This window comes from Hominisplanchenecus faecis, assembly GCF_020687205.1.
In the GTDB taxonomy this organism is placed as follows: Bacteria; Bacillota; Clostridia; order Lachnospirales; family Lachnospiraceae; genus Hominisplanchenecus; species Hominisplanchenecus faecis.
In genome coordinates, this window is the sequence record NZ_JAJEQE010000044.1 from 1 (window position 1) to 25,825 (window position 25,825).

The following is a 25,825-nucleotide window of genomic DNA, read 5'->3' on the forward strand; positions in this document are numbered from 1 at the left end:
GCGATTCTGTTGGGTAAATGTCAGCAAAGCTGACCAGAATCGCGTGCCAAGTCTCACGTGCGTTCGACTTGAAAAAAGGTAAATGTGAGATGAGTCCCGCTTTTGCAGGCGGAAAGTAAGAATGCCCGAGACATTCTTGAACAGATGTAAAACAGAAGAAAAGGAGAAACACAATGAGAAGAAAATGGATGGCAGCACTTTGCGTAGCATCTCTGTCAATGGCTATGATGACAGGATGTGGAAATGGCAGCACACAGGAAACAGCAAAAGAAACACAGACAGAGACGCAGACACAGGCAGAAACACAGAGCGAAACACAGACAGAGACGGCATCCGAGACGGAAAAAGCCACTGAGACGGAAAGTGAAACAGCCAAAGCAGAAAAAGCAGCCGAGACAGAAACAAAAGAAAAGACCATGTATGTATCCGGCGATGTGTATATGCGTGAAGCTGCAGACAAGGATGCAAAAGCAATGACCGTTCTGGCAACCGGAAAAGAAATTACCGTTCTCGGAGAAGAAGGCGACTGGTATCAGGTCAAAGTCGATGACAAAGAAGGTTATGTAGTTAAGAAATATATCACCGATTCAAAAGAAGAGGCAGAAGCAGCTGCCAAAGCAAAACAGGATGCAGAAGCAGCTGCGGCAGCTCAGCAGGCAGCAGAAGCAGCAGCCCAGCAGGCGGCAGAACAGGCAGCCCAGCAGGCAGCTCAGCAGCCTTCACAGTCCGCAGGCGGCAAGACGGAAGTGAGCCGTCAGGCTTATGATGACTGCGACGGAAGCGGTCATGGTTACTACGAGATCACGTATTCTGACGGAAGTACGGCGATCGAAGAGTACTAAAGTGTCTGACGGAAAGCACAGAGCATGATCAGGAAAGGAAAGATAAAGATGAAAAGCGAAAGAAGAAAAGCAGGTTTTATAAAGATACTGCTTCTGGTGCTGACACTGGCAGTATTTATGCCGGTAAGTGCAAATGCGGCACCAAAAACAAATCAGTGGGTAAACAAAGGCGGATATCGCTATTACTACAATCAGAAGGGTAAAAAAGTAAAGAATAAAGTAAAGCAGATCGGAAAATTCAGGTATTCGTTTGATAAGAAGGGAAGAATGCAGACCGGCTGGCAGATTTTCGGCAGCAAAAAAGCATATTTTTCCAGGAAGAGCGGAAGAATGCAGGTCAATAAAAAAGTAAACGGTGTCAAGATCGGAAAAAGTGGCTATGTAAAACTGAGCAAGACGGAGCTGAAGGAACAGAAAGCCCTGGAGAAAGCCAACCAGATTCTTGCTAAGATCACAACTTCTAAAATGAGTAAAAGCCAGAAGCTTTACGCAGCTTTTCAGTATATGACAAGCCGTGCGAATTTCAGTTACCGTACCTGGAGAGGATTCTCTGTGTATGACGGATGGGAATACGACTATGCCCTGGAAATGTACGAAAAGAGAGCCGGGAACTGCTACAATTTCGCATGTGGATTTGCCATGCTCGCCAAAGCAATCGGCTATCAGCCACAGGTCATTGCCGGCCGTGTCCCGGGCGGCGTAGATGGTGCACCGGATGGGTTTACCAGACATTCCCTGGTCAAGATTAACGGACTTTACTATGATCCGGAGGCACAGTTTGACGGTTGGGCAAGGGGTGTTTACGGACTTGGCTACTATCCGATGTATCTGCAGATTCTTTCTATCCGAACTATCTAAAATAAAAAGTATTTTACACAGACAGACCGAAAAACAGAAAAATAAAAACGACTTTCCGAATGGAAAAACCATAGCGGAAAGTCGTTTTTGTTTTCTTCCTTTTGTTTAAAGAGTTTACGCAAGAAAAGCTTTTACTTTCTTGTAGATGCTCTCTGCATCCAGACCGTATTTTTTCACCAGCTGTACTGCAGGACCGGACTCGCCGTATACATCGTTGACACCGATTTTCAATACCGGAGTCGGATAGTTTGCACAGAGTGTGTCGCATACCGCACTGCCGAGTCCGCCGATGATGGAGTGTTCTTCAACGGTAACCACTTTTTTGCATTCTTTTGCGGAAGCGACTACCAGTTCTTCATCGAGCGGTTTGATCGTGTGGATGTTGATGACTTTGGCGTTGATGCCGTCTGCTGCGAGCATTTCTGCGGCCTGCATGCTTTCATAAACTTCCAGACCGGTTGCAAAGATCGCAACATCGCTGCCTTCACGAAGGACAACACCTTTGCCGAGTTCAAATTTATAGGTACTCTCATCATTGAATACCGGGATTGCCAGACGTCCGAAACGCATGTAAACCGGTCCGACATATTCATAAGCAGCTTTTACGGCAGCTCTTGCTTCCACATCATCGGCAGGGTTGATGATCACCATGCCAGGGATCATACGCATCAGAGCGATATCTTCGTTGCACTGATGTGTGGCACCGTCTTCACCGACAGAAATACCGGCATGCGTAGCACCGATCTTGACATTCAGGTGCGGATAACCGATGGAGTTGCGGATCTGTTCAAAAGCACGGCCTGCTGCGAACATGGCAAAAGAGCTTGCAAACGGAACTTTTCCGGTGGTGGCAAGACCGGCTGCAACGCCCATCATATTGCCCTCTGCGATACCGCAGTCGATGTGTCTTTCCGGGAATACTTTCTGGAAAATAGCGGTTTTGGTAGCTCCGGCAAGGTCGGCATCCAGTACAACCAGATCTTCATGTTCTTTTCCGATTTCAACAAGAGCATTTCCGTAGCTCTCTCTTGTAGCGATTTTCTTTACTTCTGACATAATGCTTCACCTGCTTTCTCAAGTTCTTCCATAGCGAGTTTGTACTGTTCATCGTTTGGAGCGACACCATGCCAGGAAGCCTGATCTTCCATGAAGGAGACTCCTTTTCCTTTGATGGTCTTTGCGATGATGGCAGTCGGCTGTCCTTTTACGGTGCGAGCCTCATCAAAAGCCTGTTTCAGTGCATCAAAGTCGTGCCCGTCTACGTTGATCACATGGAAACGGAACGCTTCGAATTTTTTGTCGATCGGGTAAGGAGAGTTTACATCGTCGATCTTACCGTCAATCTGCAGACCGTTGTTGTCTACGATCACAACCAGGTTGTCCAGTTTTCTGTGGGCTGCGAGCATGGCTGCCTCCCATACCTGTCCTTCCTGGATCTCGCCGTCACCAAGCAGTGTATATACACGGTAATCATCGCCGGAGAGTTTGGCAGAGATTGCCATACCAACGGCAGCGGAAACACCCTGTCCAAGAGAACCGGTTGACATATCAACACCAGGGATATGTTTCATATCCGGATGGCCCTGAAGATAAGAACCAATGTGACGCAGTGTCTTTAAATCTTCCACCGGGAAATATCCACGGTTTGCAAGAGCTGCGTAATAACCAGGTGCAGCATGTCCTTTGGAAAGGACGAAACGATCGCGATCCGGTTTTTTCGGATCTTTCGGATCTATATTTAATTCTTCAAAAAAAAGATAACTGTAAATGTCTGCTGCGGATAAAGAACCGCCCGGATGACCGGATTTTGCAGAATAAACGCCGGTGATCGCACCTTTGCGGATTTCATTTGCAGTTTTCATAAGCTCTGACTTGTTCATGGTGTCCTCCTAATTCAGTGTTTTGTACCCAAAACGCCCTGCGGGCGTAACAATAACCGGAGTTCATTATAAACAAGGAAACAGGGTTCGTCAACAATTCTTCACAAGAATGTACACACTTTCCTACTGTTTTGTTTAGAATGTTTGGAAATGATTTAGAATTTCATAACAATACTTTCACCGTTCGAACACACTTTATTCACAGAATGCCGTTATGATAGTACTTGTACAAAGGTTCATTCCTTTTTTACATATATTTCATTTTTTCTCTTTCCTAATGCCAGACTTGTAACAAGTCTGGCTTCCTTTTTATTTCACAAAAAATAGGGTTTTGCACAGGGCTTTCTTGTGTTATAATAAAAAAAGCGTAACGTAATGATACCAACGAGACAGGAGGAACAGATATGCAGGTATTATATAAAGATGAAGAAGGATTTCTGGCAGTTATGGAAGTGACCAAAGCTGCCTATATTGAAGACGAAGAACTCATGGAGATCTGCGGCCCGGAGGAAGACATCGCAGTTGCCATCGATGCAAAATCAGCAGAAAAAGCGATCCGTGAGCTGTATGCTAACGGCAAGGCAGATTTAAGTGCCTATGAATATCAGGACAGAGACTTTGATGACGACGATTTTGATGATGATGACGAAGACGATGAGGATGACCTGTTTGATCGCATGATCGATATGGATTTCCGTACCCTTGGCAAAGACGGCGTGATCTTCAGAGACGACGAATAATCCGGGGTGATCATTTTGGATAAGAAAAAAAGAGTTCAGGATTCTATGACAGAGCAGACGTATCTTCTGATGCACCGCCATATCAATGGATATGGAAGGCTTTTCGGCGGACAGCTGATGCAGTGGATCGATGAACTGGCAGGGATCGTTTCCATGCGGCATGCGGGAGGACGGATCACGACGGCCAGCATTGACAACCTCAACTTCAAAGCCGGAGCTTATTTAAATGATACGATCGTTCTGATCGGACGTATCACTTATGTGGGACGCACTTCGATGGAGGTACGTGTCGATACTTATGTCGAGGATCTTGAAGGAATGCGTCGCGTGATCAACCGTGCCTATGTGGTGATGGTGGCGATCGACGAGGAGGGACATGCAGTGGAAGTCCCGGGACTGATCGTTGAGAGCGAGAGTGAAAAGGCAGAGTGGGAAGCAGGAGTGAAACGCTATGCACTCCGCAAACAGAGACGCAGAGAAGGTTTTTAGAAGAAAAAGGACGGAAGCAGGATTATGAAGACAATCACAGCGAATATAAAAGAAGGGATCGATCAGGAGATCATTACAGAAGCCGGCAGCATCTTAAAAGACGGCGGTCTTGTGGCGTTTCCGACGGAGACGGTATACGGACTTGGCGGCAATGCACTGGATGAACAGGCGGCGGAGAAAATTTACGCTGCGAAGGGAAGACCTTCCGACAATCCTCTTATCGTACATATTGCAGAATTTGAAGCATTAAACAAAATTGCGGCAGAAATTCCAGAAGAAGCAAAAATGCTGGCGGATGCCTTCTGGCCGGGACCGCTTACGATGATTTTTCAAAAGACGGATCTGGTTCCGATGGGGACGACAGGCGGATTGAATACGGTCGCAGTGCGTATGCCGGATCATCCGGTGGCACTGGCATTGATACGGGCAGCGGGCGGTTATATCGCAGCACCGAGTGCCAACACTTCCGGAAGGCCAAGTCCGACCTGTGCGGCACATGTGCAGGAGGATCTGGACGGCAGGATCGAGATGATCCTTGACGGAGGTCCGGTAGGGATCGGGCTGGAGTCTACGATCGTAGATTTGAGCGAGGGCGTTCCGACGATCCTGCGTCCGGGTTATATCAATCAGCAGATGTTAGAAGAAGTGATCGGAAAGACGGAGATCGACCGTGCGATCCTCTCGGATGACAGCGGCATCAAACCAAAGGCACCGGGCATGAAGTACCGTCACTATGCACCGAAGGCAAGCCTGACGATCGTTGAGGGAGAGCAGGAAAAGGTTACGGCAAAGATCAACGAACTGTTAAAAGAAGGAGAAGCGGCAGGCGAGAAGATCGGCGTGATCGCTTCAACGGAGACAGCAGCAGACTACCTGGGCGGAATTCTCCGCACGATCGGCAGCCGCAGCGATGAGCTCAGCATTTCACGTCATCTGTTTGGCATATTAAGAGATTTTGACACGCTTCAGGTGGATCGCATCTATTCAGAGAGTTTTGAGACACCGCAGATGGGGCAGGCGATCATGAACCGTCTGATGAAAGCAGCAGGCCATCAGGTGATGGAGGTATAGCTTATGAAGAAATACGACAGACTGATCTTTGTCAGCAACAGCGATACCTGCAGAGGACCGATGGCGGAAGCGATTCTGAAAAGCAAATTTCTGCTCTCAGAGCTGGAGGTGGAGTCCAGAGGACTTGTCGTGCTCTTTCCGGAGCCGGTCAATCAGAAAGCAGAAGCAATCCTGGCAAGCCACGGGCTGACCATGAAAGATCATACGGCGAAGATGCTGGAACAGGAAGATTTTGATGAGCGGACGCTGATCCTTGTGATGGAAGACGCTCTCAAACAGAGGATTTTCCAGGAGCATGAGAATGTTCAGAACACCTGGCAGCTTTCCGAATATATAAAAGAAGAAACTGATGTTACAGAACCGGTGGGCGGGAGTCTTGCGGACTACGGAGCCTGCTATGAGCTGCTTGACTGCATGATCAGCAGCCTGGTTGTTGTATTGAATGAGGAGGAACTACTATGTTAGCACTTGGATGTGACCACGGCGGTTACGAACTGATGCAGGAAGTAAAGAAACATCTGGAAAACAGAGGAATTGCATACCACGATTTCGGCTGCAGCAGCACAGAGTCGGTAGATTACCCGATCTACGGCAAAAAAGTGGCAGAGGCTGTTGCAAGAGGAGAATTTGAGAAAGGAATCCTGATCTGCGGAACCGGAATCGGTATTTCCATCGCAGCCAACAAGGTAAAAGGCATCCGTGCTGCACTTTGCACCGACTGTTTCTGTGCAGAGGCAACGAGACTGCACAACGATGCCAACATTCTGGCAATGGGCGGCCGCGTGGTAGGTCCGGGACTTGCCCTGAAGATCGTAGATACGTTCCTTGATACCCCATTTTCCGGGGATGAGCGTCACATCAGACGTATCGAAATGATCGAAGACAAATAAGAGAAAAGACAGGAAGTAAGAATGAGGAGAACGTTATGTCAAAAGTAAAAGTTATGGATCATCCGCTGATCCAGCATAAAATCGGGGTGATCAGAAGAAAAGACACCTGCAGCAAAGATTTCCGTACAATCATCAGTGAGATCGCAATGCTGATGTGCTATGAGGCAACCAGAGAACTGAAACTGACGGACATAGAGATCGAGACGCCGATCTGCACGGCAACCGTAAAAGAATTACAGGGTAAAAAACTGGCTGTTGTGCCGATCCTGAGAGCAGGTCTTGGCATGGTTGACGGTATGCTTTCCATCATTCCGTCCGCAAAGATCGGTCATATCGGTCTGTACCGTGATCCCAAAACACTGGAGCCGGTGGAATATTACTGCAAACTGCCGGCAGATTCTGAAGAGCGTGAAGTTTTTGTCGTAGACCCGATGCTGGCTACCGGCGGATCTGCAACCGCGGCGATCCAGATGCTCAAAGACAAAGGCGTAAAGCACATCCATTTCATGTGCATCATCGCAGCACCGGAAGGTGTAAAGAAGATGCAGGAATGTCATCCGGATGTGGATATGTACATCGGTGCATTGGATGAACAGCTCAATTCCCACGGCTATATCGTACCGGGACTTGGCGATGCAGGAGACCGTATCTTCGGCACAAAATAGACGTTGCCTGAGTCTGACGGAGAACGTCATTTGGAGGAAAGTATGGACAAAAGAACCGACTATATTTCCTGGGACGAGTATTTTATGGGGGTTGCACATCTTGCGGCACTCAGATCCAAAGATCCAAATACACAGGTTGGCTGCTGTATTGTGAGCGAGGATAATAAAATCCTGTCCATTGGATATAATGGATTTCCAAAGGGATGTTCCGATGATGAATTCCCGTGGAGAAGAGAAGGAGATCCGTACGATACCAAGTATTTTTATACAACGCACAGCGAACTCAATGCAATCCTCAATTACCGGGGAGGCAGCCTGGAGGGAGCAAAGCTTTATGTTTCGCTCTTTCCGTGCAACGAGTGTGCCAAAGCGATCATTCAGTGCGGGATCCGAACCGTAGTATACGACTGCGATAAATACGATGGTACGCCGAGCGTGCGTGCATCCAAACGTATGATGAATGCGGCAGGCGTGCGGTATTATAAATATCAGAAAACCGGAAGAAATATTGAAATTTCAGTATAATGTGACAAAAATGCCGCAGGACAATCTCATAGAGAAGAGAGGGTTCTGTGGCATTTTTCAGGAGGAAACTATGTATCTGGTAAATGCATTAAATGTAATTGACGAAGTCAAAAAAGCAGTCATTGGAAAAGATTCCTGCGTGGAAATGGTGATGATGGCCATTCTTGCGAGGGGACACATTCTGATCGAGGATATCCCGGGTGTTGGAAAGACCACGATGGCACTGGCATTTTCAAGGGCATGTGCCATGAGCCAGAACCGTGTGCAGTTCACACCGGATGTGCTGCCGGCAGATATCACAGGATTTTCCATTTACCGCAAGGACACCGGCAAATTCGAGTACCAGCCGGGGGCGGTGATGTGCAACCTGCTTCTGGCAGACGAGATCAACCGTACATCCCCGAAAACACAGTCCGCACTGCTGGAAGTGATGGAAGAAGGAAATGTGACGGTGGATGGCATCACAAGAGAAGTACCGAAGCCGTTCATCGTCATGGCGACACAGAACCCGATCGGCTCATCAGGAACACAGATGCTGCCGGAATCCCAGCTGGACCGCTTTATGATCTGTATTTCCATGGGCTACCCGGATATCCGAAACGAAATTGCCATTTTAAAAGACCACAGAAGCGGCAGTCCGGTAGATCGCATTTCACCGGTGATCCAGATGAACGATCTGCTGACAATGCAGGAAGAAGTCGACAAAATCTTTATCCATGATGTGATCTACAATTATATTGCAGAGCTGATCGCAAAGACCAGACAGCATCCGATGCTGGAGCTTGGTGTAAGCCCACGAGGAACGATCGCCCTGGCGGGGATGATCAAGGCGGCTGCTTATCTGGCAGGAAGAAATTATGTCGTGCCAAACGATGTGGAGAAGGTATTTCTGGCAGTCAACCATCACCGAATCCGTTTAAACTCCAAGGCAAGAGCCAACCATGTGACAGCAGAAGGAGTTCTGGAAGAGATTTTCGCCGGCGTGGCAAAACCATCACCGAAAAAGAATTAGCGGAGGTTTTTAACAGTTAAATATAAATTATAAAATCATACAAGTCGGTGTTGAGTTTTATAAGATATTAGAGTGGAATATTATTGAAAAGAGTTGATACTTTGAGTAAATATTATTCTATACATGAATTTTCAAAAATTATAGGCGTATCTGCTCAGACATTACGAAATTGGGATGCCAATGGAAAACTTCATCCGCATCATACTACAGTAAGTGGCTATAGATATTATTCCGATGAGCAACTCAACCAAGTAATAAATGTAAAGCCTAAAAATCGCATTACAATTGGATATTGTTGTGTTTCCAGCCATAAACAAAAAGATGATTTGGAACGACAAATTGATAATGTCAAGACATATCTTCTGGCAAAAGGGCAGCCGTTTGAGATAATAAGTGATATCGGTTCTGGGATTGATTATAAGAAAAAAGGACTTCAGGAATTGATCAGACGAATCTCTCAAAATCAGGTTGAAAAGGTTGTAGTTTTATATAAAGACAGGCTATTGAGATTTGGTTTTGAGTTGATAGAATATATCGCTTCACTTTATAATTGTGAGATTGAGATTATTGATAATACTGAAAGATCTGAACAGCAGGAACTTGTTGAAGACCTGGTTCAGATAATCACAGTATCCAGTTGCAAATTACAAGGAAAACGAGCGGACAAAGCTAAGAAACTTATCCGAGAATTGATACAGGAGGAAACAGATGGTAAAAGCCATAAAAGTAATGTTGATACCAAACAACGTACAGAAAACTAAGATGTTTCAGTACGCAGGAGCTTCAAGATTTGCTTATAACTGGGCTTTGGCCAGGGAAAAAGAAAGCTACGAAAAAGGTGGCAAATTCATTTCAGATCCAGAACTCAGAAAAGAATTTACAAAGCTTAGACATTCTGATGAATACGCATGGTTATTAAATATTTCAAATAATGTAACCAAACAGGCAATCAAAGATGCCTGTACTGCGTATAAGAACTTTTTCAGGGGTTTGCAAAAATTCCCAAGATTCAAGTCCAGAAAGAGATCAATGCCGAAGTTCTATCAGGACAACGTTAAGATACGATTCAGTAATACCCATGTTAAGCTTGAAGGTTTTTCTTCCAGCAGGAAAGCAAATAAGCAAAAAAAGAATTGGGTAAGACTTGCAGAACATGGACGTATTCCAACAGATGTTAAATATATGAATCCGAGGATATCCTTTGATGGATTGAACTGGTGGATCAGTGTATGTGTAGAATTTCCTGACTGCAAGGAAACACTTAATGATGATGGAGTTGGCATAGACTTAGGAATCAAAGACTTGGCTGTCTGCTCTGATGCCGTTAAGTATAAGAACATCAATAAGAGTCAGAAAGTAAAGAAACTAGAAAAACAGAAACGTAGATTACAGCGTAGTATCTCTCGTTCTTACGAGAAAAATAAGAAAGGGGAAAGTTACTGTAAAACAAATAATGTAATCAAAAAGGAAAAACTTTTATTAAAACGAAATCACAGATTAACAAACATCCGTAAAAACTATTTGAATCAGACCATATCTGGGATCGTAAATCGAAAGCCAAGATTTATTTGTATTGAAGATCTGAATGTCAGCGGAATGATGAAAAATAGACATTTATCCAAAGCAGTACAGGAACAAGGATTTTTTTGGTTTAGAAAACAGCTTGGATACAAATGCAATGATAAAGGGATCCAGCTTATAGTGGCTGATCGGTTTTATCCATCATCAAAACTTTGCAGCTGCTGTGGAAACATCAAAAAAGATCTGAAGTTATCTGACAGGGTTTATAGATGTGAATGTGGGAATATGGTTGACAGAGATTTCCAGGCATCTATAAATCTCAAGGCTTATGGAGAACGATTTGCAAGCTAACACTGAAACGTTAATGCAAATATGTACGGATACGTTAGTCCGGAATTTACGCCTATGGAGAGTACAAGAACTTGTGAGTAGATAGATATTTATATCATCAAAAGCATACTCGTTGAAGTAGGAATGAAACATGGAAGTTTATAACTTTTTATAAGTTTTCAGTAACGGTATGGTATGATAAGAAAAGTATGGTATATGATATTGGTTCTTATCACGATATATCTGGAGATCATGTATGACAGCACCTGGATGCTTGCGATGCTGGCATTTGAACTGCTTCTGGCAGCAGTTATGTTTCTGATGTCCTGGTATCTTAAGCTGCATATCCGTGTATGGCTGGATATGAAAGTGCCGGTATCTGCAAAGAAACAGACGTTTGAGATGGAGCTTCATATAAAAAACAGCGGACTGCTGCCGGTATCTGCTGTATATACCATTCTGGAATGTGAGAACCGCAGCGGCGGATGCAGTGAAAAAAGGATCGTGAATGAGAGTGTGGCGGCAAAAGCGGAAAAAACGATAAAAATCAGTGCAAAAGCAGATTACTGCGGCAAAATGGTCTTTTCACTCAAAAAAGTGCAGGTGAGTGATTATCTGCATCTTTTTGCAAGAAAGGTCAGAGTACGGTCTCAGATAAATGTTAATGTATTGCCTGATATCCACACGTTTCCGGTGGAGGTTTCCATGAAAACCAGAAATTTTCCGGTGGAAGGCGATGAATATGAGAAGGAGCGAAGCGGGGACGATCCGTCCGAGATTTTTCAGATCCGCGAATTCCGACCGGGAGACCGGATGCAGCAGATTCACTGGAAAAGCAGTGCAAGAAGCGGCGAGCTGATGACAAAAGAATACAGTATGCCGTGCGGCTGCAAGGTATTGCTTCTTTTGGAGCTTAGTCAGAAAGAAGGCGGTGCAAAAAGAGCAGATCACTTTTTTGAGCTGGCGGCTTCGCTTTGTTTTTCCATGCTTGAGGCAGAATGTCCGCATTTTGTGGCGTGGTACGATGAAAAAGAAGGACAGATCCGGCGTCATGCAGTGAAAAAAGAACAGGATCTCTACGAAATGCTGGATCTTCTGATGCGAACATCCTTTTATAAGCAGGAATATGATGTGAAAGCAGCTTATTTTTCCTCCTATCCGGAAGGAACTTACAGCACCGTTCTGATTCTGGACAAAGAAGGAAATCTGCAAAGAGACGAAGAAGATACCGTAACATTTGGAGAAGAGGAGTTGAAAGAGAGCCTTTCAGGCTTTGTATTGGAAGTGTAAGATATGAAAAAAAGAAAAAAAGATACAGGCCTCTCTTTGCAGGCAAGTATCTCCGAAAAAGAAAAGAGAACGGTAACATCCGGATTTCTTGCGATCGTTCCGGTCTGCTATATGATTCTTGGTGTTTTCGGATGGATGAAGACGGCTCTTGGAATCATAAACGTTGTGTATGATGCGGATCTGCTGTATGGTGTGCTGCTGGCAGCCGGGATCTGGATGGGCATACTCTATCTGATGAAAAAAAGGCAGTTTCTGCTGCTTTTGCTCACACTGGCGGTCACGCCCATTCTTGTGTGGATGCGTTTTTCCGTGATCCTGGAAGGATTCTCGGAGATCAGCAGGGTTTTCCAGTCAGGAATGACAGTGCCTGGGGGTGTTTATCAGGGGATCGGTAGTGAATATGAGATCACCTGTGCCCTGATCGTGGTCGTTTTTTTGCTGTATGATCTGTTTTTTATCTGTCTGAGCACAGAAATCGGCAAATATCTGGCGGTCTTACTTCTGGTGCTTCCATTCTGTGCGGCATTTGTTTTCGGACAGGTTCCGGATGGCATGGGGACATTCTGTATGCTGCTGTGTGCACTGGGACTGATCGCATCCTCCGCAGAAGAACACGACAGGCAGCGAAATGGCAGTGCTTTCTTTCTGGGGATTCTATCGCTGCTGTTGCTCTTGATCGGATTTTCAGCCGGAAAATCCCTTCTGGAGCCGCTTTTTGAGGGAAAAGAACAGACGAGAGCCAGGATCCAGCAGACGTCCTTTATAAAAGAGATCGAGAAATGGACGGCTCCGCTTCAGAGCCAGATGCCACAAATAGCATCCGGCGGCGTGAGCGAAGGTACGATCAACGATGCTGATTTTTTCCTGAATACAGGCGAAGTGCTTTTTTCAGTCAGCCAGGATCAGCAGCCGCAGGGCAGTCTCTATCTGAAAGTATACACCGGTACGAAATACTCGAATAGCAGGTGGAAAGCAAACGACGATCCGGAAGAGAAAGCAGAAATTTTCTGCCAGAGAGCGACAGCCTGGTCGAATACACAGGGATATGATGGGGCAGTCCGTCTGACAGTTGGCTTTCCACAGGGGAAAAGCGATGCCAGTCATCCCTACGCTCCTTATTTTTCCCAGGGTATGTCTGATGACGGCACAGAAAAGGAATATCGTTATTATCCAATCGAGAGAATTGCATATCTTTTCACTGAACCGGCTGACAGCCTGACGGACGATTACCGCGACTATGTGTATCAGCATTATCTGGATTATCCGACAAAGGGAACAGAGCGGATGCAGCAGTTTGTGGCGGACAATCCAGGGGCGGATATCGAGGAAATCTGCAATATCGTGCGGACGTTTCTCGATGAGAGTGCTGTTTATAATCCACAGGTCGGACGTTTTCCGAAAAATCAGAATTTTGCAGAATATTTCCTGTTTGAAAAACACGAAGGGTACTGCGTGCATTTTGCGACGGCAGCTGTGCTTCTGATGCGGATGTACGGCATCCCGGCACGTTATGCGACCGGATTTGCCATTCCGGCAGCTGATTTTGACTGGCAGGATGGAGCCGGATGGCTCGCAAACGTAGAAGGCAGCAGAGCACATGCCTGGGCAGAAATTTATACGGACTACTATGGCTGGATTCCATTTGAGACAACGCCGTCCTATGATTCCGGTGCAGATTTATCCTACTATGGCGAAAGTTCGCAGGAAAAACAGCAGACAGAGAGCATGGATACAGAAGATGGAACACAGAACAACGATAAAAATAACGAGCAGACTCCGGATACGAGGAAACAAAATGCAGACCAGAGCAGCGATTCTGACAGCAAAAACGGATATGGTGCAAATGGCATGAATGGAAGTCTTTCGGGCACACAGACAGGGATCGTATCGATCGCAGCCGTTCTTCTGTCTCTGATCTTTGCAGGGCTGATCCTGTTTGCAAGACGGACGATCCGACTTCGCAGACGCAGCGGCGAAAATGCACAGGAGATTTTCAGGGATTTCTATGAAGTACTCGTTTTTGCCGGAATGCCGCAGGGACTGGACTGCATGAAAGACGGATTTACGGCGAAGGTCTGTGAACAGTTCCAGTGGCTGAACAAAGAAGAACTTGATCAGGCGATGGACATTGTGATGCGGGCAAACTTTGCGGGTGATCCGGTGACAAAAGAGGAAACCATGCAGCTGAGGGGACTTTATCGTTACACCTGCCGTATGGTTTTGAAGGGCATGAGCCGCAAAAAGAAGTTTCTTTTCCGCTTTATCAAAGCATATGCTTAAAACTGACCCTGTAAAAATGCTGAATATTGTCTGTTTTTTAAATGACAAAAAAAGCTTATACTGAACAGCAAGAAAAAACAGGAAGGTGAAAGTTTGGAAGTTGACTTCCAAATCTGCCATTATTGACGCAGCAAGTGCGTCATGAAGGAGAAAAGTATGAACGAAAAGAAAAGTACAAACTGGACAGCAAAGAAACTGGCAATCAATGCTCTGGCGATCGCACTTGTCTGTGTATCGACCATGGTGATCCAGATCCCGATCCCGCTTGGTTACATGCATCTTGGGAACTGCTGTATTCTGCTGGTCAGTGTTTATTTTGGAAATATGACCGGAATGCTGGCAGGCGGCATTGGCTCCTGTCTGGCAGATCTGCTCAGCGGCTATACACAGTGGATCATTCCGACACTGATCATCAAAGGGATCATGGGACTTGTGATCGCTATGATCGCTTATCGCGAAGGCGAAGAGATCCGTATGATGCGTCTCCGTACATTTCTCGGAGCAGCGGCAGGTATCGTGATCATGATTGCAGGCTATACGTTTGCAGGATGCTTCCTTTACGGCGGCATGGCAGCAGGTTTTGCCCAGATCCCGGGACTGACCACAGAAGGTGTGATCGGACTGTTGCTGTTCTATGTGATCGGATTTGCATTTGAAAAAGCCAAAATTCCGGTATTTATCAAACGACTTGCGTAGGAAAGGTGAAATATGTCTCACAACAATCAGAAAAAAATTGCAGTGATCAATGATTTCTCAGGATTTGGCAGATGCTCGATAGCCGTAGCACTGCCAATTCTCTCTGTTATGAAGGTGCAGTGCTGTCCGCTGCCGACCTCCATTTTTTCCAACCACACGGGTTTTCCAAGCTACTTTTTCGAAGACTATACTTCCCGCATGGTTCCTTATATGCAGGAATGGAAGAAACTGGATCTTCATTTTAATGGGATTTGTTCCGGATTTTTAGGTTCCAAAGAACAGATCGAGATTGTAAAAAAGTTTTTTAAAGAGTTTAAAACAGAAGAAACACAGATCATCGTTGATCCGGTAATGGGCGATTATGGAAAACCATATCCGACCTACACAGAAGAAATGTGCGGTGAAATGAAAAAACTGGTCGAGTTTGCCGACATTCTCACACCGAATGTCACAGAAGCCTGCGTGCTTACCGATACACCGTACAAAGAAAAATGGAAGATCGAAGAAATCCAGGAAATGGCAGAAAAGATCCACAAGATGGGACCGAAAAAAATCGCCATCACCGGCATCGTCCAGGGCGGATTTATTGCAAACTTCTGTTACGAAGAAGGGCAGCAGCCGAAAGTGCTGCGTACCCACAAAGAAGGAACACAGCGTTCCGGAACCGGCGATATCTTTGCATCCATCATCGCAGCCGATGCCGTCAACGGAGTGCCGTTCTATAAATCCGTGAAGAAAGCTTCCGATTTTATCAAAAAATGTATTATCCGCTCACAGGAACTGGATATTCCGCTGACAGACGGCGTATGTTTTGAAGAAGTTTTAGGAAAATTAAAAACAGACTGAAAGGAATGCTGCATTATGAAAAAAGAAATGACGATTTTCTATGAAGTACACGATAATATCTATGTAAATCTCACTAATAAATGTCCATGTGCCTGTACCTTCTGCCTGCGTCAGACCAGAGATCACATGGAAAATTCCCATGTTTTGTGGCTGGAGCATGCACCATCTTTTGAAGAAGTGCAGGAAGCCATGAAAGCCGTAGATTTTTCAAAATATAAAGAAGTGGTATTCTGCGGATTCGGCGAACCGACCGAGGCACTCGATGTGCTGAAACAGAGTGCAAAGCTGATCAAAGAAAAGTACAATATGCCGATCCGTATCAACACAAACGGACTTGGCAGTCTGGTCAATGAAAGAGACATCGTTCCGGAACTGAAAGGTCTTGTGGATACGATTTCTGTCAGCCTGAATACCCCGAATGCAGATGAGTACCACAGGCTGGTACGCAGCAAATTCGGAGAAAAGTCATTTGATGCCATGATCGATTTCACAAAAGAATGTACAAAATACATTCCAAATGTTGTGATGACGACCGTAGAGACGACCATCACACACGAAGAAGAAAAGCAGTGCCAGGAAATCTGTGACCGCATAGGGGCAAAATACCGCATTCGCCCGTGGGAGGACTGAAAAGTCCTCCTTTTTTTTGACAAATCTGCAATTCTGGGTATAATGGAAGGAAAAAAGGTAACTGTGAGAATACCGAAAAGTTAGTAAAGGAGAACACCATGTACACAGTGATTGTTGCAGATGACGAGCAAGAGATCCGTCGTTCCCTGATCCGGAAAGTAGACTGGGGAAGCGTCGGTTTTCAGGTGATCGGAGAGGCGGAAAACGGTGCGGAAGCTTTGGAACTGACGGAAAAGCTGGAGCCGGATCTGCTTCTGACGGATATACGCATGCCATTTATCAGCGGCATCGAGCTTGCACGCCAGGTGCGGGAGATAAGGCCGGCTACCCAGATCGCATTTCTGAGTGGATTTGATGATTTTTCTTATGCACAGCAGGCCATACAATATAATATTATCAGCTATCTGTTAAAACCGATTTCATCTTCCGAACTTGAAAAAGAGCTCCTGAAGATGAAAGAGAAGATCGATCAGAAGTTTCAGGTATTTTCCCAGCCGGGGATGCGTCAGGAGCATATGGAGAAAAGAGAGTTTCTGACACCGTTGCTTCTGGATGGCTTTGGCGGGGAACTTCCGGAAGAAGAGCACAGGATACTGATGAAAGAGGCAATTTCCTGCGGACTGCTCGACGGGGAAGAGCCGGAAGCCTTGAATTATGCGGTGATGGTCACCAGAATCCTGGATAAAGACGGAAAGAACTGCACGACAAGAGGCAGCGTCAAGGCGATCGATTCCATCCTCAAAAAGTACACCAAGTACTGCAGCGTTTATTTACAGGGACGCGTAGTATCTTTGCTTCTGGCAACGCCGCGTGGCTTTGATAAATATCTGCATATTCTGGTGGATGACATCTGTCAGAGTGTGGAGCGTATCATGGGGATGGACAGCGTGATCGGAGTCAGCAGAGTAGTCGAAAAGCTGGAAAGATGTCATGAGTGCTATCTGGAGGCGATGAGTGCGGCTGCAAATTACGGAAAAGAAGAAGGAAACATTCATTTTATATCAGACGATGAACGGACAGAGAGTTTTGACAAGGTGATGGTGCATCAGACCGTGGAAGATATCGAAAATTTGCTTCGAAAAGGCAGACCGGAAGAGATCAGCGGCTATCTGCAGAACTTTTTTGACCAGGTCGTACAGCACAAGATCTCTCAGTCTGAGACGGATTTTATCCTGATGCTGATCGTTTCGACGGTTTATCAGGTACTTTATTCGGTTGCCGGAGAAGAAGTGGTTCAGCAGATGCAGCAGAAGTTCCCGATGTACAGCATGAAAATGTTCGGCAATATCGGAGATTCCAGGCAGTTCTATGTAGATATCTGCACTACGGCACGCCTGATGATCGCAGACCAGCGAAAGAAGAGCAGTGTGATGCTCTGCAACCGTGCGATCCGCATCATCAACGAGAAATTTGCCGATCCGGATCTGTCCCTTGTTTCGGTCAGCACCGAGATTTCCGTCAGCCCGAACTACTTAAGTGCACTTTTGAAAAAGGATACCGGTGAGACGTTCAAAGAGCTGCTTACGAAAAAGCGTATCGAGACAGCCAAAGAGCTTCTGATGGACACCAACATGAAAGTCCGTGAGATATCGGAAAAATGCGGCTACAACGATCAGCATTATTTCAGCTATTGCTTCAAAAAATATACCGGTGTTTCACCGAACAGCTGCAGGAGAACGTATGAAGATGGCAGACAGGATTAAAGAGGCGGTGAAGCGGTTTCAGCAGATTTCACTGTCGAGTCTGTTTGTCATCCTGGTGAGCGTGATCGTTATGATCACTTCAGTCGTATCACTGCTTATATTTGTTAATCTTTACCGTAATGATATGGAGCAGAATGCGATCACAACGAGCGAGCAGGCCGTTGTACAGGTGAAAAATACCGTTTTCAACTATACCGAAGACATGAACGATATCATGCAGATGATCTGTGCTAACATTCAGAAAGAGGAGGAAGAAGCAAATAATTTTTTCTCCAATCTTCTGAAGATAAGATCCGATGTTGTTGCAGTTACTTCCTATGATATGAACGGCAAGATCTTAAAATGCTGGACAAATGGTCAGAAATTAAAAGAAAATTATATCAAAAATCTTTCTTATGTGCGTGATCTGCCGCAGGAAGAAGGAATTTTAAATATCACAAAACCGCATGTAGAATCCCTGTTTGTGGACTACTATCCGTGGGTGGTAACGATTTCCCAGAACATGCAGGATGCAAACGGGAATACGATCCAGGTAGCGGTGGATATCAGTTTTTACAATATCGCCGATTATGTTGATGATGTCGGGATCGGGCAGCATGGTTACTGCTATATTGCCGATGATGCCGGAAACATTGTCTATCATCCGCAGCAGCAGCTCATTTACGCTTCTTTAAAAGAAGAAAACCAGAAAAATATGGAGAACGGGACGTACATCAAGTCTAATGTGATTTACACCGTCAACTCCCTTCAGAACTGCGACTGGCATATCGTGGGAGTATGCTATGTGGATGAAATGATCACAAACAAAGTGGAACGCGTAGTCAGCAGCCTGGTCGTGATCCTGGCGATCGTACTTGCCGGAACGGTGTTCCTTGGCAGCGTTTTCTCGGATCTGTTCTCAAAACCAGTTACAAGCCTGGTGCGTGCGATGGGAGAATTCGAGGGAAACAGTGCCGAGTTTGTCTATCATCCGGTGACGGGAACCAAAGAGATTTCCGCCCTGTCGGATTCGTTTGAACATATGGCAGTACGGATCCAGAAGCTGATGGAAGAAGTCCGCCAGGAAGAAATCAGCCTTCGGAAAACAGAACTGAAGGCACTTCAGGCACAGATCAATCCACATTTCCTCTATAATACACTGGATGCGATCGCCTGGATGTGCGAAGCCGGACGCAATGAAGATGCCGTGGAGATGGTCAATGCCCTGGCAAGGCTGTTCCGCATCAGCATCAGCCGCGGACATGAGCTGATCCCGATTGAGAAAGAGCTGCAGCATGCACAGAGCTATCTGCATATTCAGAATTTCCGCTATAAAAATCAGTTCCGGTATCAATTTGACGTTGATGAGGCATGCCTTTCTTATTACTGTAATAAAATCACACTGCAGCCGATCATCGAGAATGCAATTTATCACGGCATGGATCGTATGGTAGATGAGGGCATGATCAGGATTAGCATCCATCAGAGCGAAGACAAGATCATCTTTACGGTGGAGGACAACGGAGTTGGCATGACAGAAGAACAGTGCGAGGAAGTACTGAAAAAGGAGCGAAGCGACCGTGCCGGAATCGGAATCAAGAATGTAAATGACCGTATCAAGATCTATTTCGGGGAAGAATACGGCCTGACCATAAAGAGTGAGCTGGATGAAGGCACCTGTGTCACGATTATGATGCCGAAAGTAACGGAGGGAAGCTATGAAGACAAATAGGTGGAGAAACCGCATCCTGTGGATGGCATTTCTGGTCTGTCTGGTGCTGATCTTCTGTCTGACGGCTTTTCACCGTCCGATTCTCAACGGAAAAGAAAGTGAAAGCAGCAGCGATCAGAAGCACAAAGTTGTTTTTATTGCAAAGTCAACCGTTTCCGGATTCTGGAAATCGGTATATGCAGGGGCGAGCAATGCTGCAACGGCATGCAATCTGGATCTGACTTTCGAGGGACCGAAAAGCGAAGAAGATTATGAGACACAGAATCAGATGATTGCAAAGGCAGTGGAAGACGGAGCGGAAGTCATTATTTTTTCTGCGGTAGATTATGAGGCAAATGCCGATGCGATCAATGATGCGGCAGGCAAAGGGGTCAAGGTTGTGGTCATCGACAGCGACGTGGACAGCGATGCGGTCAGCTGCCGGATCGGAACCGATAATTACGATGCTGGATGTAAGGCAGCGGAAGCAGCCATGAAAGATGAAAACGAAGAAATCCATATCGGCATTGTGAATTACGATAAAAACTCGGACAATGGACAGAAAAGAGAAGAAGGATTCCGGGATAGCATTCTGCGTGATGAAAGAGCCGGAATTGATGCCGTGATCAATGTGCTTTCCGATACAGAAAATGCAAAAAAACGAACAAAGAAAATGCTGAAAAAGCATCCGAAGATCAATGTGATCGTCACCTTTAACGAATGGACAACACTCGGGGTCGGCTATGCAATCCAGGAACTTGGGCTGAAAGACAATGTCCGTGTGGTCGCATTTGACAGCAATGTGGTTTCGGTCGGCATGCTGGAGACGGGGGAAGTGGACACCCTGATCGTACAGAATTCCTATGCCATGGGGTATCTCGGCGTGGAGACCGCCTACAAGCTGATCAACGGATATTCCATCAAAGATACCATTTATACGGATACGATCGCAGTGGACAAAGAGAACATGTATGATGAAGAATGTCAGAGAAGACTCTTTGCTTTCGAAAAAAGTAACAAAAATTAAATCTCGTTTTCGTGCAAAAGTATGAAACGGTGGTTTAAATCTTAAGAAAAAAATAGAAAATTATATCAAAATCGTAAATTATCATATTGGAAAATTGAGAACTTTGTGCTATATTGTTAGAGTAATGAAAAACAAATCATTTTTTTTGGGAGGAACTTATCATGAAGAAAAAAGTAATCGCTGGTTTACTTGGAACAGCAATGGTAGCATCTCTGCTTGCAGGATGCGGATCATCTAACAACACAACAGATACAACAGCTGATACAGCAGCAGCAACAGAAGCAGCAGCTGATACAACAGCTGATACAGCAGCAGCTGATGCTGAGTCAGAAGCACAGTCCGTAGCAGATGCAGCAGGCGATGTTGACCTGTCTAACGCAGACGTAGCAGTTATGTACTATACATACGGCGATACATACATCGCTTCCGTACGTACAGCACTGGATGCTAAACTGGACGAACTGGGTGTTAAATATCAGGACTACGATGCAAACAACAACCAGACAACACAGAACGAGCAGATCGATACAGCTATCCAGACAGGTGCAAATGTACTGATCGTTAACATCGTAACATCTGGTTCTGTAGACGCTTCTTCTCAGATCGTTGAAAAAGCAAAAGCAGCAGGTATCCCTGTAATCTTCTTCAACCGTGCAGTTGAAGGTGACGAAGACGAAGGTAAAGTACTTGGAAGCTATGACAAGTGTGCATTCGTTGGTACAGATGCTCCGGAAGCAGGACATATGCAGGGCGAAATGATCGGAAATTACCTGGTTGACAACTACGATTCTGTAGACCTGAACGGTGACGGAAAGATCTCCTACGCTATGTTCATGGGACAGCTTGGTAACGTAGAAGCTATCTACCGTACACAGTATGGTGTAGAAGATGCTAACAAAGTTCTGGAAGAGAAAGGAAAACCGGCTCTGGAATACTTTGATTCTTCCAACACAGACTGCTACCAGGTTGACCAGGATGGTAACTGGAGTGCAACAGCTGCAAACAACTACATGACAACCAACCTGACACAGTACAACGAAGAAAACAAGAACATGATCGAACTTGTTATCTGCAACAACGACGGTATGGCTGAAGGTGCTATCTCTGCTCTGAATGACAAAGGATACAACCTGGGTACAGACGACTGCAAGACAATTCCTGTATTCGGTGTAGACGCTACAGATGCAGCTAAACAGCTGATCAAAGACGGTAAGATGACAGGTACAATCAAACAGGATGCTGAAGGTATGGCAGCTTGTATCGCAGATCTGACAAAGAACGCTGGTTCAGGTCAGGATGTAATGGCTGGCACAGATTCTTACAACATCTCTGAAAACGTTAAGAATAAGATCTACATCCCATACGCTATGTACACAGGAGAAGAATAAGATCTGATTCTGAAACAGAACGGGAAATGAATGATGGAAGTTCATTCGTGAAATAGTATACAAGGGTAACGGCTGCCGCTGGTCGGCGGCCGTTCCTTAAGTATAAGGTAAGCAGTAGAAAGACAGGAGGTCAGGATATGGAGCATGATGTTTTGCTTGAAATGAAAAATATCAGCAAGGAGTTCCCAGGCGTTAAGGCGTTGGATAATGTTTCTTTGACCGTAAGAAGAGGAACGGTTCACGCACTGATGGGAGAAAACGGCGCTGGGAAATCTACATTGATGAAGTGCCTGTTTGGGATGTATGTAAAAGACGGTGGATCCATTTCTCTGGAAGGGAAAGAAATCAATTTCAAAAACTCCAAGGAAGCTTTGGAAAATGGTGTAGCAATGGTTCATCAGGAGTTGAACCAGGCCCTGAAACGTAGTGTTATGGACAATATCTGGCTGGGACGTTATCCCAAAAAAGGTCCGATGGTAGACGAAAAGAAAATGTATGATGATACAAAAGCACTTTTCGAAAAACTGGAGATCGATGTTGATCCGAAGAGGATCATGAGCACTATGCCGGTATCACAGCGTCAGATGGCAGAAATTGCAAAAGCAGTTTCCTTTAATTCGAAAATTATCGTGTTCGACGAGCCGACATCTTCCCTGACGGAAGAAGAGGTAGAACATTTGTTCAAAATCATAAATATGCTGAGAGATCAGGGATGTGGTATCATCTACATCTCCCATAAAATGGCAGAGATCCTCAGAATTTCTGATGACATCACAGTCATGCGAGACGGTACATGGGTAGCTACCAAACCGGCAAAAGAAATGACAATGGATGAGATCATCAGACTGATGGTAGGTCGTGAGCTGACAAACCAGTTCCCGCCAAAGACAAACAAACCAGGCGAAGTTGCTCTGGAAGTAGAAAACCTGACCGCACAGTACTCTCTGCTGCGTGATGTTTCCTTCAAAGTCCGCCGTGGTGAGATTGTCGGTCTGGCCGGTCTGGACGGAAGCGGACGTACCGAAACACTGGAGAACATCTTCGGTATTGCAACAAGAAAATCAGGAACGATCAAACTGGACGGTAAGGTTTGCACAAACCGCAACGCACGTGAATCTATCAAGAACGGTTTCGCCCTTCTGACAGAGGAACGTCGTGCAACCGGTATTTTCGGAATCCTCAGTATTCGTGAAAATACGGTTATCTCCAGCCTTAAGAAACATAAAAAGAAAGGTCTGTATCTGAGCGAGAAGTCCATGAGGGAGGATACTCAGTGGTCCATCGATGCGATGCATACCAAAACACCGACACAGGAAACAAAAATCCGTTCACTGTCAGGTGGTAACCAGCAGAAGGTTATCCTTGGACGCTGGCTGCTGACGAATCCAGAAGTACTGCTGCTGGATGAGCCGACACGTGGTATCGACGTTGGTGCTAAATACGAGATTTACCAGTTGATTCTGGATCTTGCAAATAAGAACAAGGTAGTTATGGTAGTTTCTTCTGAAATGCCAGAACTTCTGGGAATCTGTGACCGAATTCTCGTTATGTCCGGTGGACGTCTTGCAGGTGAAGTAAATGTCAGCGAGACGAACCAGGAAGAGATCATGACCCTTGCGGCAAAATATGTATAAGGAGGCTGAAGTAAGTGAGAGCATTTTCAAATTTAAAAGCAAGTATCGCAAATTATAAAACACTGGACAGCAAAGACAAGAAAACCTTCTGGAAAGAGGGATTCATCAACAACCTGATGTATATCTTGATCATCATTGCTGCAATCTATACATACACACAGAACCACAAATTCCTGAGTGTATCTTCTATCGTAAATATTATTTCTCTGTCAGCTGCAAATATTCCGATCGCACTTGGTATCGCAGGATGTATCGTACTGACCGGTACCGACCTTTCTGCTGGTCGAGTTGTAGGTCTGACAGCATGTATTTCCGCATCTTTACTGCAGTCTATGGACTATGCAACAAAGATGTTCCCGAATCTTCAGCCACTGCCAATCCCGGTAGTAATCCTGATCGTTGTCGTTGTTGGTGGTATCGTAGGTTTCGTCAATGGATGGTTCGTAGCACAGTTTAAACTGCATCCATTCATCGTAACACTGGCAACTCAGCTGATTACATACGGTGTACTGCTTCTGTACATCATGATCAACGGAAACAATGGACAGCCTCTGTCAGGTCTGGACAATTCCTTCAAAAACTTCGTAACAGGAAGTTTAGTTAAATTCTTTGGCGTTCCAATCCCGAACTATGTTTGGTATGCAATTATCATGATTGCTTTCATGTGGTTCATGTGGAACAAAACAACATTTGGTAAAAATATGTTCGCTGTAGGTTCTAACCCGGAAGCAGCAAACGTATCTGGTGTAAGTGTATTCTGGACAACAATCGCAGTACATACCCTGGCTGGTGCTATGTATGGTATTACAGGTTTCATCGAGTCAGCACGTATCGGTTCCAACCAGGCCAACACAGGTCTGAACTACGAGTGTGATGCTATCGCAGCCTGCGTTATCGGTGGTGTATCTTTCGTAGGTGGTACTGGTAAGATCAGTGGTATCGTTCTTGGTGTATTCATCCTGAGAATTATCTTCGTTGCACTGCAGTTCCTCTCAATCAACCAGAGTATGCAGTACATCATCAAAGGTCTCATCATTCTGGTAGCTTGCTCTATCGATATGAGAAAATACCTGGTTCGTAAATAATTTTTTACAGAATCTCAAGGGCCGGACATATTGTTCGGCTCTTTTTTTCTCTTGATCGGAGAAAAAAAGAGCCTGTATTTGAACTGAAAATAGAAAAACGGATAAGTATTATCTATCTTTTCTGTTGGAAATGTGATATTATGATGTGGGTGTCAAAAGTCTCCAACTATGATGTCTACGGAACAATCCAGTATCAAAGAGGGCAAATATCTTTTGACCAAACATCATAATATGTGAAATACAGGCAAAAAGAGAGGAGCATAATATTATGAATGACAGAGCAAAGTATAAAGGACGTATGGCGATCTATGCCATGGCAGGCGTATATCTGCTGGCACAGGCCTACTATATGTATAAAGATATCCCGACCAGCAGCGGAACCGATAAAATACTGATGTCCATTTTTATGGTAGTGTTTGCTGTGATCGGTGCAGGGATGGTGATCATGGGAGTCACCAAGAGCTATAAAGCAATCAAAGAAGACTATAATGCAGTACCGGAAGAAGAAAAAAAAGATGCAGAGACTTCTGAAGGTGAAGAAGCTGCCGTAGAAGCAAAAGAAGTGGCAGAGCTGGAAGATAAAATAGAAGAAAGCAAAGATGCATCAGAGGATGCAGATAAATAAAAAATTGTGGTGGAGGTTTGTGTAAATGTGCAAATGAACGCCATAGAAATGATTTTATAAAATATATAACGCCATGATGATTCGAAAACAATCTCCTGACACGCTGCG

General features: G+C 45.3%; 26 protein-coding genes. 24 read left to right on the forward strand and 2 right to left on the reverse strand.

Annotated features, from left to right (window positions below):
* The first annotated feature begins 173 nt into the window (after positions 1-173).
* Positions 174-842, forward strand: coding sequence for an SH3 domain-containing protein (locus tag LKD42_RS11380; RefSeq protein ID WP_248835755.1), 669 nt, complete (start codon positions 174-176; stop codon positions 840-842).
* A 48-nt stretch (positions 843-890) separates the two neighbouring features.
* A complete protein-coding gene (locus LKD42_RS11385; RefSeq protein WP_248835756.1) occupies positions 891-1,700 on the forward strand; it encodes a transglutaminase-like domain-containing protein in 810 nt (269 codons plus the stop codon).
* Between the two features lie 114 nt (positions 1,701-1,814).
* On the opposite strand, the gene LKD42_RS11390 is transcribed toward LKD42_RS11385, so the two are convergent.
* Positions 1,815-2,756: a transketolase family protein gene (locus LKD42_RS11390; protein ID WP_173865936.1), complete on the reverse strand. Its 942-nt coding sequence runs from the start codon at positions 2,754-2,756 to the stop codon at positions 1,815-1,817.
* Entirely contained in the window at positions 2,744-3,580 is an 837-nt protein-coding gene (locus tag LKD42_RS11395; protein ID WP_248835757.1) for a transketolase, read from the reverse strand. The genes LKD42_RS11390 and LKD42_RS11395 overlap by 13 nt, the downstream gene beginning before the upstream one ends.
* A 404-nt stretch (positions 3,581-3,984) precedes the next feature.
* On the opposite strand from LKD42_RS11395, the gene LKD42_RS11400 reads away from it, so the two are divergent.
* The 22 genes from LKD42_RS11400 (at position 3,985) to LKD42_RS11505 (ending at position 25,717) form a co-directional block, all read left to right on the forward strand.
* Positions 3,985-4,320 (forward strand): hypothetical protein, encoded by a 336-nt coding sequence (locus LKD42_RS11400; protein ID WP_022119483.1) that lies wholly within the window; start codon positions 3,985-3,987, stop codon positions 4,318-4,320.
* 15 nt (positions 4,321-4,335) lie between these two features.
* Positions 4,336-4,809 (forward strand): acyl-CoA thioesterase, encoded by a 474-nt coding sequence (locus LKD42_RS11405; protein ID WP_248835758.1) that lies wholly within the window; start codon positions 4,336-4,338, stop codon positions 4,807-4,809.
* A gap of 24 nt (positions 4,810-4,833) precedes the next feature.
* Positions 4,834-5,880, forward strand: coding sequence for an L-threonylcarbamoyladenylate synthase (locus LKD42_RS11410; protein WP_248835759.1), 1,047 nt, complete (start codon positions 4,834-4,836; stop codon positions 5,878-5,880).
* Between the two features lie 3 nt (positions 5,881-5,883).
* Positions 5,884-6,345, forward strand: a complete 462-nt coding sequence (locus LKD42_RS11415) for an arsenate reductase/protein-tyrosine-phosphatase family protein (protein WP_022119486.1) — start codon at positions 5,884-5,886, stop codon at positions 6,343-6,345.
* A complete protein-coding gene (rpiB, locus tag LKD42_RS11420) occupies positions 6,339-6,770 on the forward strand; it encodes a ribose 5-phosphate isomerase B (RefSeq protein ID WP_147631888.1) in 432 nt (143 codons plus the stop codon). Before LKD42_RS11415 ends, rpiB begins: the two co-directional genes overlap by 7 nt.
* A 35-nt stretch (positions 6,771-6,805) precedes the next feature.
* Positions 6,806-7,435, forward strand: coding sequence for a uracil phosphoribosyltransferase (upp, locus tag LKD42_RS11425; protein ID WP_173865934.1), 630 nt, complete (start codon positions 6,806-6,808; stop codon positions 7,433-7,435).
* 42 nt (positions 7,436-7,477) lie between these two features.
* Complete coding sequence (locus LKD42_RS11430; protein WP_147631890.1) at positions 7,478-7,960, forward strand: deoxycytidylate deaminase; 483 nt, start codon at positions 7,478-7,480, stop codon at positions 7,958-7,960.
* A 70-nt stretch (positions 7,961-8,030) separates the two neighbouring features.
* Positions 8,031-8,972 carry an AAA family ATPase gene (locus LKD42_RS11435; RefSeq protein ID WP_022119489.1) on the forward strand — a complete coding sequence of 314 codons (942 nt, stop codon included), beginning with the start codon at positions 8,031-8,033 and terminating at the stop codon, positions 8,970-8,972.
* Positions 8,973-9,073: 101 nt separating this feature from the next.
* Positions 9,074-9,733: an IS607 family transposase gene (locus tag LKD42_RS11440; protein ID WP_173896178.1), complete on the forward strand. Its 660-nt coding sequence runs from the start codon at positions 9,074-9,076 to the stop codon at positions 9,731-9,733.
* Complete coding sequence (locus LKD42_RS11445; RefSeq protein WP_248835760.1) at positions 9,681-10,844, forward strand: RNA-guided endonuclease InsQ/TnpB family protein; 1,164 nt, start codon at positions 9,681-9,683, stop codon at positions 10,842-10,844. The genes LKD42_RS11440 and LKD42_RS11445 overlap by 53 nt, the downstream gene beginning before the upstream one ends.
* Positions 10,845-11,018: 174 nt before the next feature.
* A complete protein-coding gene (locus LKD42_RS11450; protein ID WP_248835761.1) occupies positions 11,019-12,113 on the forward strand; it encodes a DUF58 domain-containing protein in 1,095 nt (364 codons plus the stop codon).
* A gap of 3 nt (positions 12,114-12,116) precedes the next feature.
* Entirely contained in the window at positions 12,117-14,393 is a 2,277-nt protein-coding gene (locus LKD42_RS11455) for a transglutaminase-like domain-containing protein (RefSeq protein WP_248835762.1), read from the forward strand.
* Between the two features lie 156 nt (positions 14,394-14,549).
* Positions 14,550-15,089: an ECF transporter S component gene (locus LKD42_RS11460; RefSeq protein WP_022119492.1), complete on the forward strand. Its 540-nt coding sequence runs from the start codon at positions 14,550-14,552 to the stop codon at positions 15,087-15,089.
* Positions 15,090-15,101: 12 nt separating this feature from the next.
* Positions 15,102-15,935, forward strand: a complete 834-nt coding sequence (locus LKD42_RS11465) for a pyridoxamine kinase (RefSeq protein WP_022119493.1) — start codon at positions 15,102-15,104, stop codon at positions 15,933-15,935.
* A 15-nt stretch (positions 15,936-15,950) separates the two neighbouring features.
* Positions 15,951-16,565, forward strand: coding sequence for a TIGR04100 family radical SAM protein (locus LKD42_RS11470; protein WP_248835763.1), 615 nt, complete (start codon positions 15,951-15,953; stop codon positions 16,563-16,565).
* Between the two features lie 98 nt (positions 16,566-16,663).
* Positions 16,664-18,268, forward strand: coding sequence for a response regulator transcription factor (locus LKD42_RS11475; RefSeq protein ID WP_147631895.1), 1,605 nt, complete (start codon positions 16,664-16,666; stop codon positions 18,266-18,268).
* Positions 18,252-19,979: a cache domain-containing sensor histidine kinase gene (locus LKD42_RS11480; RefSeq protein WP_248835764.1), complete on the forward strand. Its 1,728-nt coding sequence runs from the start codon at positions 18,252-18,254 to the stop codon at positions 19,977-19,979. The genes LKD42_RS11475 and LKD42_RS11480 overlap by 17 nt, the downstream gene beginning before the upstream one ends.
* Entirely contained in the window at positions 19,966-20,985 is a 1,020-nt protein-coding gene (locus tag LKD42_RS11485; RefSeq protein ID WP_248835765.1) for a substrate-binding domain-containing protein, read from the forward strand. Before LKD42_RS11480 ends, LKD42_RS11485 begins: the two co-directional genes overlap by 14 nt.
* Before the next feature lie 161 nt (positions 20,986-21,146).
* Positions 21,147-22,373, forward strand: coding sequence for a galactose ABC transporter substrate-binding protein (locus tag LKD42_RS11490; RefSeq protein ID WP_248835766.1), 1,227 nt, complete (start codon positions 21,147-21,149; stop codon positions 22,371-22,373).
* Between the two features lie 137 nt (positions 22,374-22,510).
* A complete protein-coding gene (locus LKD42_RS11495; protein ID WP_248835767.1) occupies positions 22,511-24,007 on the forward strand; it encodes a sugar ABC transporter ATP-binding protein in 1,497 nt (498 codons plus the stop codon).
* Positions 24,008-24,021: 14 nt separating this feature from the next.
* A complete protein-coding gene (locus tag LKD42_RS11500; protein WP_147631899.1) occupies positions 24,022-25,092 on the forward strand; it encodes a galactose/methyl galactoside ABC transporter permease MglC in 1,071 nt (356 codons plus the stop codon).
* A gap of 268 nt (positions 25,093-25,360) precedes the next feature.
* Positions 25,361-25,717: a hypothetical protein gene (locus LKD42_RS11505; protein ID WP_173895232.1), complete on the forward strand. Its 357-nt coding sequence runs from the start codon at positions 25,361-25,363 to the stop codon at positions 25,715-25,717.
* Positions 25,718-25,825 lie beyond the last annotated feature (108 nt).